General features: G+C 47.7%; 10 protein-coding genes. 3 read left to right on the top strand and 7 right to left on the bottom strand.

The features are described 5' to 3' along the window. Nucleotides 1-3 precede the first annotated feature (3 nt). Nucleotides 4-1,125, bottom strand: coding sequence for an efflux RND transporter periplasmic adaptor subunit (locus BCT27_RS10805; protein WP_102395803.1), 1,122 nt, complete (start codon nt 1,123-1,125; stop codon nt 4-6). Nucleotides 1,126-1,481: 356 nt separating this feature from the next. Further along, entirely contained in the window at nt 1,482-2,009 is a 528-nt protein-coding gene (locus BCT27_RS10810; RefSeq protein ID WP_102395804.1) for an NADPH-dependent FMN reductase, read from the bottom strand. A gap of 325 nt (nt 2,010-2,334) precedes the next feature. Here BCT27_RS10810 and BCT27_RS10815 point away from each other — a divergent pair, with 325 nt between their 5' ends. Both BCT27_RS10815 and BCT27_RS10820 read left to right on the top strand, forming a co-directional pair. Then, nucleotides 2,335-3,897, top strand: a complete 1,563-nt coding sequence (locus BCT27_RS10815) for an ABC transporter substrate-binding protein (RefSeq protein ID WP_102395805.1) — start codon at nt 2,335-2,337, stop codon at nt 3,895-3,897. 89 nt (nt 3,898-3,986) lie between these two features. Next, nucleotides 3,987-6,884 (top strand): methyl-accepting chemotaxis protein, encoded by a 2,898-nt coding sequence (locus BCT27_RS10820; RefSeq protein WP_102395806.1) that lies wholly within the window; start codon nt 3,987-3,989, stop codon nt 6,882-6,884. 109 nt (nt 6,885-6,993) lie between these two features. Here the strand turns inward: BCT27_RS10820 and BCT27_RS10825 are convergent, their stop codons facing one another. Further along, nucleotides 6,994-8,373, bottom strand: coding sequence for an MATE family efflux transporter (locus BCT27_RS10825; protein WP_102395807.1), 1,380 nt, complete (start codon nt 8,371-8,373; stop codon nt 6,994-6,996). A gap of 127 nt (nt 8,374-8,500) precedes the next feature. Between BCT27_RS10825 and BCT27_RS10830 the strand changes: the two genes are divergently transcribed. Then, nucleotides 8,501-9,385 (top strand): LysR family transcriptional regulator, encoded by an 885-nt coding sequence (locus BCT27_RS10830; protein ID WP_102316870.1) that lies wholly within the window; start codon nt 8,501-8,503, stop codon nt 9,383-9,385. Nucleotides 9,386-9,474: 89 nt separating this feature from the next. Here the strand turns inward: BCT27_RS10830 and BCT27_RS10835 are convergent, their stop codons facing one another. From BCT27_RS10835 to BCT27_RS10850, 4 genes are all read right to left on the bottom strand, one after another. Beyond that, nucleotides 9,475-9,963, bottom strand: a complete 489-nt coding sequence (locus BCT27_RS10835) for a DUF3299 domain-containing protein (RefSeq protein ID WP_102316869.1) — start codon at nt 9,961-9,963, stop codon at nt 9,475-9,477. A 4-nt stretch (nt 9,964-9,967) separates the two neighbouring features. Continuing rightward, a complete protein-coding gene (locus tag BCT27_RS10840; RefSeq protein ID WP_102395808.1) occupies nt 9,968-11,224 on the bottom strand; it encodes an ABC transporter permease in 1,257 nt (418 codons plus the stop codon). Further along, nucleotides 11,221-11,934 (bottom strand): ABC transporter ATP-binding protein, encoded by a 714-nt coding sequence (locus BCT27_RS10845; protein ID WP_102395809.1) that lies wholly within the window; start codon nt 11,932-11,934, stop codon nt 11,221-11,223. The genes BCT27_RS10840 and BCT27_RS10845 overlap by 4 nt, the downstream gene beginning before the upstream one ends. Nucleotides 11,935-12,264: 330 nt before the next feature. Beyond that, a partial coding sequence (locus tag BCT27_RS10850) for a ZrgA family zinc uptake protein (RefSeq protein WP_133153378.1) occupies nt 12,265-12,541 on the bottom strand: 277 nt, incomplete at its 5' end.

Below are 12,541 nucleotides of genomic sequence, written 5' to 3' on the forward strand. Positions count from 1 at the left end.
CGATTACGCTCCCTGATCTTGGAGACGTACAGTCATGCCGTTACGAACACGTTGCAGACCTTTCACCAACACTTGCTCTTTTATCTGCAAGCCGTCTTTAACGATAACGCCAGTGTCGGTTTGCACACCTAACACCACGTTTCGACGTTCAACTATGTTCCCTTCTTTTAGCACCATGACGTAATCCCCTTCCAGATCGGTTTGTACCGACAAACGTGGGATGACAATGCTAGGCGTGGAGGCTTTGTCGCGCACTACCACCTCAACATATTGGCCAGGTAACAAACGAAATTCAGGATTAGGAAAGCTCGCGCGCAGGGCAATGGTGCCCGTTTTTAGATCAATACGGTTACCAATGTAGTCAATGTGACCTGCGTGTTTATAGTCATGCCCTTTGCCAAGTTTCAGGAACACTTCCGCATTGCCGCTACGGCCTTCGCCACTGCCCGAGATCAAATCTGCACCCATGTTTAAGCGCTGCTTCTCGCTCATGGAGAAAGCCGCTTGCATTGGGTCAAGGCTGACGATGGTGGTAAGCACACCCGTTGATGGTGAAACCAAGTCGCCAATACTGGCATTACTTTCACTGATACGGCCGGTAAAAGGAGCAACTATTTCGGTATGGGCCATATCAACTTCAGCGCCTTTCAACTGCGCTTCCGCAGATTTTAGCGCCGCTTCTGCCTGCAGTTTCACCGCGGTTAATCGGTCAAATTCAGACTGGCTAATGCCACCTTTAGGTAAAAGATCTTTTCCGCGTTCCCAATCCAAAGTGGTATTGGTTACGCCTGCCTTTGCCTGCGCAATCGCGGCATCCGCGCTCGCCACTTTGGCTTCATACAAAGAAGGATCGATTTGATAGAGCTTTTGACCTTGAAAAACCAATTCACCTTCTTTGAAAAAACGTTCTTTCAGGTAACCAGACACCTGCGGAACAATGCTGACATCTTCAACGGCCTGCGTTCGCCCAACAAAGGTTTGACGCGCTTGATAATCAATCACGTGTGCAGCTTCGACCGACACTAGAGGGACAAACCCGCCGCCTTGTTGTGCTTCTTTACCGCCGCAACCAACCAATAGCGTTGCGCTAATCAGCGCAGGAAGCAGTAACTTCCGGTTGACCATTTTTCTCTCCTTTTCCTTAACACTCCCCCTCAATGGGATGAATACCAAGGTTTACTGATTACTTTATAGAAACGCATTTCACTTGAGGCCGTTTGATGTGCTTCAAGCCATTGTTTAGCCGACATTATTTGCGGCTCACGAATGCACATAATTGCACATATTGATAACAGACAAATAAGGAATGTTAGAAAATACGGCCATGACAGCAGAAGTATGACAAGCGATCCTTTCTGTTAGCTGTACAGCCAAACAAAAAGCGCAAAAGAATCAGTAACAAGTGAGGAAGAAGTGTGACGAAATGTGTCTAAAGGAGAAGCATGGCGACCTCTTTGCCGCCATGTTGAAAAGGTAGCGTTTTACGACGCCAACGATGCCATGGCAGTTTTCAATGCATTGTTCAACGTTTCGTCTTTCAACGATCCCGTTTCCATATCGAAATTATCATAGAAAGAAGGGACAGAAAGACTGGCCGTCACGTCTGCGGCAAAATGCGGTGCAGAGGTGGTTGCAGCAGCCAACACGTTACGCGCACCACCTGGGCCCGGGGACGTTGATAACAAGACAGTTTTTTTGCCTTGGAACACTTTTTGGTTAATGCGCGATGCCCAATCAAAGAGGTTCTTGTAAGCCGCAGAATAAGAGCCATTGTGCTCAGCAAAAGAAATCACTAACACATCAGACTGACCAATTTTCTCGAAAAATGCTTTTGCTTTATCAGGCTGACCCAGCGCCTTTTCCTGATCAACGCTGAACAGCGGCAATTCATAATCATTCAGGTCGAGCACTTCCGTTTCTGCGCCATCAACCAGACTGGCCGCATACGTCACCAACTGTTTATTGATGGACTCGGTGCTGCTCGAAGCTGCAAACGCCAATACTTTCATTTTCTCTCCTTGAAGGTTTAAAGGTGATGCCTCACCAATATCCCTGCCAGCATACCACTCCCATCGCCCCATGCCAGTACCGCTGCTCAGTCGGTTGTTTTTGTGGCATTTTTATCAACAAAATACCGATTTTTGTTTTGCGTGTTTTAAATTAAAACGGGCTCCAGAAAATAAAAAGTCTTTGTTTATAAAGATATAACCGTACACATCCACACTTTGGAAATAAACGTCTCATTAGTGAGTCAATACTTAACTACACTTTTCAATGACTAAACAGCAACTTCCTAATAATTCGAACTCACAATCAAGGAACACGGTTGTCGTTATGAAAACATTGTTCAGGTTTGTCAGCGCCATCTTTTTTCTTTTCGTCTTTGCTCCTAGCATCGTTTGGGCAAAGCCTGTGTCTGGGTCGCACTTAAAAGTCTTTATTCCCAGCTTGCCCTATATCTATATTTCCCATTCCATCAATGCTGCACTTCTTCGCCCCGCAAACAACGAGCAGGGCTGGGAATATGACATGGCAACCAGCCATAAAGTCATTGATGAACGCACTTACGAGTTCACACTAAGAAAGGGCGTTAAGTTCCAAGATGGAACACCATTTAATGCAGATGCCGTGCTGTTAAATATGGAGCATTTCAAAAAGGCCCCTTTTCTCTTCACCAAAATAGACACGGTATTTGATCGCGCAGAAAAGATTGATGACTACACCGTGCGTTTTCATTTAACGCAGAAATACGGTCAATTTTTAAATGATGCCATTTGGATTCAATTCTATACCCGAACGTATCTAGAAAAGTTCGGCTGGAACGGCAAAGCAACGTGCCCAAATTTGGCTGAACCTGGCCCATATGGCCTTGGCCCTTACATCTTAAAAGAGGGTTACATTGAAGGCGATAGACAAACGCCCAACGCGGTGCTTGAAGCCAACCCAAACTATTGGAACCCTGAGTATCCAAAAATTGAAAAGGTCACCGTCTACACTGAGCTCGACAGTAAGGTCGCGCTAGAAAGGGCCATCGACAGAGACGGCGAGCTGGATATCATGCCCATCCCGGTGTCTGAGAAACGCCGCGTCAATGAGTCACTTTACGCTAAGTTGGTGACTGCGCCGTCTACCGATAACATCGCAATTCACATCAACATGATCACAGGCAATAAACGCCTGCAAGACAAAGCTGTGCGTGTCGCGCTGAACAAAGCCATCGACCAACGTCGTTTACTCAGCAAATATTACGATGGTGAAGGACAAATCAAACCAACTCTCGCCGCCCCGCTCTACCCCGGCGTTGATAAAGTCGTTAAAAAACTCAAAGCCTATTCAGAGGTTGAAGACCCAAAGGCCATTCGCGATCAGCTCAAGCGCACCCTCGATGGTTTAGTGCTGAACGTTTATACCCAAGACAGGTACATGCACATATGGAAAGGCATCGATCGCGATCTGCGTAAGGTAGGCGTAAAGCTCAAGTTCGACATTACAACGAGCGAAAAAGATGTGTTCGGGCAGTTGCTCAGTACCAATGCGGGTAAAAACACCAAAAAATGGGACTTACTCGCTTGGGGAGATGATGATTGGTACTACAACCACCCTTGGTCTGCGTTCCTCGTCTATCGCACCCACAACTACTGGAGCACCATCTCACCGGATCCGCAACTGGATAACTACGTGGAAGAGATGTTCCGAGAATCTGTGGGTTCTCCTGCTTTCGACAACGTATCAGAAAAGATCATGCACCACGTCTATGACAACGGATACATGTTGTTCGTGCCCACGCCTAACAAGGTGCTGGCCGTCAACAAACAGGTGACGTACTCCCCGTACCGCATGGCAAACATGCCGCTTTGGGAAATAGAAGTGTCAGATGATCACTGGTCGGTTCGCTAGAAAGAACGCAGACATTCGTTCAGTCACCACGATAAAACCATGTTTGGGAGCGCATCCGCTCCCTGCTTGATGAGAAAGAAGGGTTAACCATGTTTGGAAAGTTAAGAACAAAACTGCTGCTCATCTTCCTTTTCATCGGGGGCGTGCCGATCATGGTTGTCGGTTATGCTGCACTCACTAAATCCAGTGAAGCCATGCAAAGCCAAGCCTTTGCACAGCTCGTCAGCATGCGAGAAGTCAAGAAAACACAAATTGAATCCTTTATTGAACGCGCTTATGACGACATTCAAATCCTGGCGGGCAGTGAAGACACCAAACAAATTCAAAAGCTACTCCAGTTTTACGCCGTCGATGAAGAGATCAGCGACAATGACCCCTTCATTACTGATACCTATGAGTACGATGAAATATGGAGTTCACAAGGCAGCACCCTGAGTGATTATGTGAAGGTGTATGGCTATTCCGATGTGTTCATTATTCAAGCTGACAGCGGGCATGTGGTTTTCTCAGCAAACAGAAACCGCGACCTCGGCGCTAACCTCAATACGGGTGAACTGAAAGACAGCCCTCTCGCCTCTTTGTTTCGAAAAGTACTCGCTTCAAAAGAAACACATGTTCAAGATTATCAGCGTTATGCACCGCAAAACGATGAGCCAGCCGCCTTTATAGGTCGACCCATTGTCGATTTAAGCGGCAACACACTCGCTGTGGCCGTGCTTCAACTCTCTGTCGACGAAATAAACAGGATCATGCTTCAACGCACAGGCATGGGCGAATCTGGCGAAACCTATTTGGTCGGCCCTGATTATTTGATGCGTTCAGACTCCTACCTTGCAGAGAGCACTCACTCCGTGATGTCCTCTTTTGCCAATCCGGAAAGTGGCAATATTAAAACCGTTGCGACCCGCAATGCGTTGGGCGGCCTCTCTGCCTACGAAGTGGTCTCCGACTACCGAAATATTCCGGTGTTGTCGGCATACACCTCCATTTCGTTTGGGGATACATCGTGGGCATTGGTAGCAGAGATAGATGAATCCGAAGCCTTCGGTACGATCATCGCCTTAAAATGGCTGCTTGGGTTTATTCTGCTAGGCGGTGTCGTGATCATCACAGTGATCGCCACAGTCTTTACGCGATCGGTTACCCGTCCGATTATCGAGCTGACTAAAAACCTCGAAACCGTGGCCGTAAGTGGCGATTTCTCTGCGCGTGTGGAAGTGAAAAGCCGAGACGAAATCGGGCAATCTGCAGATGCATTCAATAGCTTTATGCAAAGCACACAGCAAGCATTATCTGAAATCAACAAAGTCATGGAAGGCCTTGCGAAAGGTGACTTTAGCAACCGTATTGAAGCAGATTTCCAAGGTGATTTATTGTCAATCAAAGAAGCCACGAACACGTCTCTGGCTAACGTTGAACATTCTGAAAACCTGCGTGCAGAAATGGAACAAACCGCCAAAATACGGGCAGAGGAAAACGTGCGTGTTCGACAAGCACTTGATAACGTTTCTACTAACACCATGATTGCGGATAAAGATTACAATATCATCTACTTAAACCGCACCGCCCATGAGTTAATGGAAAGCGCCAAAGCCGATTTCGCCACGCTGGTGCCTCGTTTCAACCCAGACAAAATCCTTGGGCAAAACATCGATTTCTTCCATAAAAACCCAGCGCATCAGCGCAATATGTTAGACCAACTAGATGGCACACATCATATCGAGTTGCCCGTAGGCACGCGCACAATGGCCATTGCAGCCAATGCAATCATTGACGATGATGGTCAACGTATCGGTACGGTGATTGAGTGGACAGACCGCACAGCAGAAGTGGCCATCGAGCGTGAAATCGATGGCATGGTCGACGCGGCAAGCCGTGGTGATTTCACCAAACAGCTCTCTTTGCAAGACAAGCAGGGTTTCTTCCTTAACCTCGCACAAGGTTTGAATAACCTCACATCAAACACAGACACAGCCTTGGCAGACATGCAGCGAATCCTTGGCTCTGTTGCAAGCGGTAACCTCACCGAACGCATTGAAAAGAGCTATACAGGTCGGTTTGGTCAGTTAAAGATCGATACCAATTCCACCATTGAAAAACTGACCCAAGTCATCAGCAATATCAGGCAAGCATCGAGTACCATTTCAAGTTCATCGAACGAAATTGCGTCTGGCAACCGCGACCTTAGCCAGCGAACGGAAGATCAAGCAACATCCCTGCAAGAAACGGCAGCCAGCATGGAGAACATGACAGAGACCGTGAAGCAAAGCGCGGACAACGCCATGTTAGCCAACAAACTGAGTGAAGAAGCCCGCGTAAAAGCACGTGAAGGCGGCAATGTCGTGATGCGCACCATCACGGCAATGGATCAAATCAGCGGAGCGAGCAACAAGATTTCAGACATAATTGGCGTGATCGACGAAATCGCATTCCAAACCAATCTACTGGCGCTCAATGCAGCCGTAGAAGCGGCTCGTGCAGGAGAGCAAGGCCGAGGCTTTGCGGTGGTGGCGGGTGAAGTTAGAAACCTTGCTCAACGCTCTGCAGAAGCCGCCAAGCAAATCAAAGAGCTGATCCGCGATACCAACAAAAAGGTTGAAGACGGCGCGGAATTGGTCATCGAATCCGGTGATACCTTGCAAGAAATCGTCAATATGGTGGAAGAAGTCGGCATCAAAATGGCCGAGATCAGCGAAGCAGCACAAGACCAGAGCTCAGGCATAGAACAGGTGAACATCGCCATTGCCAGAATGGACACCATGACGCAGCAAAACGCGGCCTTGGTTGAACAAGCTGCAACCGCTGGCGAAAGCATGCTCTCACAAGCGCAAGACATGAATGTGATGATGGAGTTCTTTACCGTCACTCAAATTGATGAGGAAGTCAAAACACCGATCTTTAAGAAAAAAACCAAACCGCAGAGAAAACCGGTCACACGAACCAGACCGAGTGTTGAAGATGACGACGTTGAGTGGGATGAATTTTAAACGGGGCGTTTATAAAAAAAGAGGGAGCGTTATGCTCCCTCTTTTTTATTGAATCACTGATTGACGGACTCACTGGCTAATTTTTTGAATCACTAACCAATTTATTGAATCACTGGCTAACTGTGGCAAGTGACGCCGTCACGGTATGCGTTTCAACCCGACGCTGACGCTGGATATGACGCCACATCAATGGAATGACAACGGATGCCAGCACAATGTTTGATAACGGCATCGCCATCCACACACCCTGCAACCCGAACAGTTTTGGCATAATCGCAAGAAATGGGAACTGAACCAGCATATTTGCAACAGAAATACTGAGCGACGTTCCGCCCTTACCAACGGATAGGAAATACATCGACGCCAAAATAATGAGCCCGTCGAGATACATTGCAGAAAGGTGCAAACGAATACCGAGGGTGGCTTCGCTCACAAGCGCAGGATCACCCGTGGTAAACCAGCCAATGACGTGTTCAGGGAAAGCATTCAACACACCTAACCACAACAATCCCGCCCCCAAAGACACCACGGTGGCAAGTTTCGCAACCTTAGCGATGTTCGAGAACTGTCGAGCACCGTGATAGAAGCTCACTTGCGGTTGCATACCTTCAGCGATGCCTTCTGCAACCACGTAATACAACGTCATCAAATAGCCGACAATGGCGAACGACGCGATGCTCATTGGCGAGCCGTATTCCACAAATAAGCGGTTATGGAATGCCACCAGCACACCGTAATACAGGTACATAACGAGCGAAGACACCCCCATTACCACACTTTTTCTTGCATCACTCACGCTAAATTGCAGAGGATGAGAAAAAACGGATAAGTAAGAGTGGCGCGACAACAAGTAGACAAACGCCATGGCAACCGTTGTTAGCTGGGCAATCACGGTTGCCCACGCAGCGCCTGCTAACCCCCAATTTAGGACGCCAATAAACACGTAATCGAGCACGATATTGGTGAGCGCACCCACCACCATCATGGCCGTTGCCACGATGGGACTATCATCATTTCGGATCAGAAACGGCAATGCACCCGATGCTACCGTTGCAACCGCACACAAAGAAAACACACCGATGTAATCCTCAGCATAGCCTTGAGTCATGCCTTGCGCGCCCTGCAAACCGATCAACGGATTGCCAAGGTATGTCAGGTACAAGGATGCCAATACACCAAACACGATGATCAGCATGAGGCCGGTAAACATAGCGGTTCTCGCGGTAGGGATCTTTTCCTCACCACGATAAATGGAAACAAGGCTGCCTGAACCCATGCCAATCAGAAGGCCAAATCCGCTCACTAGCGCAATCACTGGCCACGCGATGTTGATCGCGGCCAATCCCTCAGCACCAATGTAGTGGCCAACAAAAACCCCATCGACCAATTGGTAGAGGCCATTCACGATCATTGCTGCAATCGCTGGAATGGTATATCGCCAGAATGTACGACTGATCGGACCGTTGTGTTCTAAAGAAGAAGTATGCATAAAAGTTTCATCAAAAAAGGTGGCGGCTATTATCTCTTCTAAACTGATAGAATAAAGTTACAACCTATCCGAAAATCAGATAGATTAAGTTATTGTCTTATCAGGATTACTCCCTTCGGTTACCGTTATGAACTGGACACTCGATCAATTAAAGGCCTTCGTTGAAGCGGCTGAAAGTGGATCTTTTTCTGCTGCCGCAAGACGCTTAGGCAAAGCGCAGTCTCGCATCAGTACTGCCATCTCCAACCTTGAAGTGGATTTAGGGTTTGAATTGTTTGACCGCAGCGCCAAATTGCCCGTGCTGACAGAGGCTGGAAAAGAGATGTTGGTGGATGCGAAAGCCATCTTGCACCAATGCCAACGCATGAACTCTCGTGCGATGGCTGTCACCGAAGGCGACCCGGTCTCTTTCAACGTCGCCATGGATGAAGCAGTCCCTATTCAGACGTTCGAAACCTTATTCGAAATGCTGGCAGATAATTTCCCGAACTTGAAGCTCACCATACTCAATGGTTCGCAAGACGATATTGCAACTTGGGTGAACGAAGGCCGTGCTGACATTGGGTTTATATTCCGCATGAAGCCGCTATCAGAATCGTTAGACTGGTATGATTTAGCAACGCTCAAACAAGTCATGATCGCGCCATGCGATCATCCACTGAGCAAAATTGAACACCCTCATGAAGATGATTTGATCACCTATCGGCAGCTCGCCATCAGAGACCGTTTGGGGTATTCACAAGAACAACCCATTTCACCGCGTTATTGGCACGTTGATAGCTACTTTTACATCATTAACTTGGTTATGCGAGGCGTCGGTTGGGCATTTGTACCTGAGCACATTGCAAAACATGAATGGCACCACGGTCAAGTGAAAATCATCTCGACACAAGAACTGTCCAGCCCACCCATATACACGCTGAGCGTTATCAAACGTAAAGCTCGTGGCTGGGACAAAGTCATGACATGGCTAGATACTACGCTGTTTTCTTTGTTCCCTTCTCAGCGATAACCAAAGCTCAAGATTAGAAAAGAAAAACGCCCTTGAAGGGCGTTTTTTTATATCTGTGAGCGAAGGTCGCACCACAAAACCGTCATCACTTATTCGTCATCGTAAGGTTCGATCGCGGTGCCTTCTATCAGATAGCCTGCTTGAGCGAGATCATGAGAAACTGTATGGGTTTTCAACGTACCCACCACATAGACCACATCCCAAAGCTCCTGAACAGGCGCACCCTCTTCAAACTTCACATAAACAATCTGGTTTGGTGGTGGCGGGGGAACATGAACACACGCCCCGAAAAACGGCACCAACAAGAATTCAGTGACCTTGTTTGCATCCCCTTCTAGCGGAATAACAAACCCGGGGATTTTCACTTGGCTGTTGTTCAGTTCTGGGCGTACCGCGCCAATCAAACTTTGTTGTGGCTCAGCGTTGTCATGATTAATCGCCGGCATGCCGCGATTATCAAATTGGTTTCTTTCTGCTTCTGGCACCAGATCAATCCAATCCAGCGTTAACACATCGTCATTGCTTGCTTGGGCAAGCAATGGAAAACACGCTGCCAATATTAATATCCATTTTTTCATTCAATTAGATCCGAATTGTCATTCCATCAGAAAGTGATTGTTTGTAAGCACGAAGGGCGGGAAACACACCAACGAGAAAACCTGCACTGAGCACAATGCCCATTAACATCCATTCATGCATGCTGAGCCAAGATGCTGACAGTTGTAACCCGTAATGTGACAACACAAAAGGTGACGCAACAGCCAACACACCATATAACGTCACCACGCCCAATACGATACCCAACGCGGTCAATAACAGCGCTTCGCTGACCAACAAAACAAATATATGCGATGGCCGTGCACCCATTGCCCGCAATATAGCCATCTCTCGGCGACGCTCATTTAAGCTGGTCAGTAGGCTCGATAACATACCCATTAAGCCCGCAATCACGACAAACCCCGACACAACCAGTAATGCTTGTTCTGCCACTGACATCAAGCTCCAAAGCTCATGCAGCGCGATACCTGGCATAATGGCGGTCAGTGGTTCTTTGGTGTATTCGTTAATATTACGTTGTAAGGCAAAGGTTTGAATACGGCTGTTTAACCCAACAAATAGTGCCGTAATTTGGTCTGGTTGAAGTGTTTCAATATCAATATCTTCCGCCGAAATTCCTGTGCCTAACTGCGCGCCACTTTCCCACCCAATGTGGATAGCTTCAATGGCAGGTAAAGAGACGTGCACACTGCGATCAACGGGCGTTCCCGTCGGAGCAAGAATACCTGTAACGACGAAAGGAAGGTTGTCATGACGACTGAATTTTTTGTCCGCCAAGCCATGTGCTATTACAATGCTGTCACCGAGTGAATAGCCTAATTTTTTCGCGACTTCAGCGCCGATCACTGTATCGAACAGCCCATCGAAGGGTTCTCCTTCACGGAAGCTCAGCGCTTGTTTCTGCCCAAAACGGTAATGCTTGAAATACTCTTCCGTGGTGCCAACCACACGAAACCCACGATGAGAATCCCCTAAGGCAATCGGAATGGTCCATTTAACCGCTGGGTTTGACTTGATGTCTTCAACACTTTTCCAATCGATATTGTTGGTGGCATTGCCAATTCGGAAAACAGAATACAGCAGCAGATTCACTTGTCCTGAACGCGCACCCACGATCAAGTCGGTACCAGAAATGGTATTCGCGAAGCTGTCCTTCGCTTGCGTTCGAACACGCTCAACACCCAGTAACAACACCACGGAAATGGCCACGGTCAGCACGGTTAACAGCGCCGTTGCTTTCCGGTTTTTCAGGCTTTGTAAGGCGAGCTTAAAAATGGTCATACGCCCTCCGTATGAGTTGCAGTGCCTGAAAGACTGGCTCCATTTATTTCGGTAAGCGATACCGAACGATCAAAATGCGATTCTAAGGTGTGGTCATGGCTAACAAATAGCAAGCTAGAATCTGCATGCTCACATTCTTTCATCAGCAACTCGATAAACGCATTTCGGCTATCAAAATCAAGGGCGGAGGTGGGTTCATCCGCCAACAACAAAGCCGGTTTTCCGATCAACGCTCGTGCAGCAGCAACACGTTGTTGTTGCCCAATACTTAACGCAGTCACAGGCTTGGTTAAACATGTTTCGGGTAGGTCAAGTGCCAGCAAAAGACGTTTAGCCTCTTGCGCTAAGTCACCCGACACGCGCTGCTTACGCAAAGAGGAAAAACGGCAAGGCAGGAGAACGTTGTCCAATACCGACAGATAAGGAAGCAAATTAAACTGCTGAAAAATATAACCGATGTTGTCAGCCCGAAACGCATCACGCTGACTGCCTTTTAATGCGGTCAGTTCGGTTTCACAGAGTTGCAGAGTCCCCGATGATGCGAGGTTAATACCAGCAATTAAGCTTAATAATGTGGATTTACCGCTTCCACTTGCGCCCTTCAAAAACACTTTCTCACCCTGCTCAACGGAAAAAGCAGGAATATCAATTTGCCAGTCTGACTGACCTTCCCAGCGAAAACGCACGTTCTCTAATTTCAATATCGACATATGGTAAAGACCCTCATAAAGAGGGCCTACTCCTTGTTGCTCTTTTATACCCAAACAACCTGAAGATGCTCGATGTCAGAGGCCCTCAGAGTGTTCAATTCAAGGCAAATTCTTGTAGGAATAGTCATTCTATTTCACAGGAATTTAACGATGAAGTGGACGCTCTGAGAGCCTCCCTTCGGGCGAGTTTACTGACGCCATGCTCGGTGTTGTCCCTTTTTGATGGAGCGCACTACATCGGCAAAGGGACGCCTTGATCATAACATCAGTAAAGCTCGCTGAATCCTGCATCTTCAAACTGTTTGGGTATATGTCCGACTGTATCGCAGCTTAAAATGTAAAGGTGTTTGATGACGCTGTCATGTCTGTCGCTGTAACGCCACTGTCTGTGAGTGATTGAACCTTGATTTGCTCAGTCTGCGGGAAAGCCTTAAACCAGCCAGTAGTCACAGACGTTAAGTTCTCTGGGTTGTCACAGTGAAAGGTGTACTGCACGTTGAACTCACCGTGGCCACCTTCACCCTCATGATCATCATGGTCGTGGTGGTCATGACCTTTGTGATCATCGTGACCGTGGTCGTCATGGTCTTTGTGATCATCGTGACCG

It is taken from the genome of Enterovibrio norvegicus (assembly GCF_002876705.1).
GTDB lineage: Bacteria > Pseudomonadota > Gammaproteobacteria > Enterobacterales > Vibrionaceae > Enterovibrio > Enterovibrio norvegicus_B.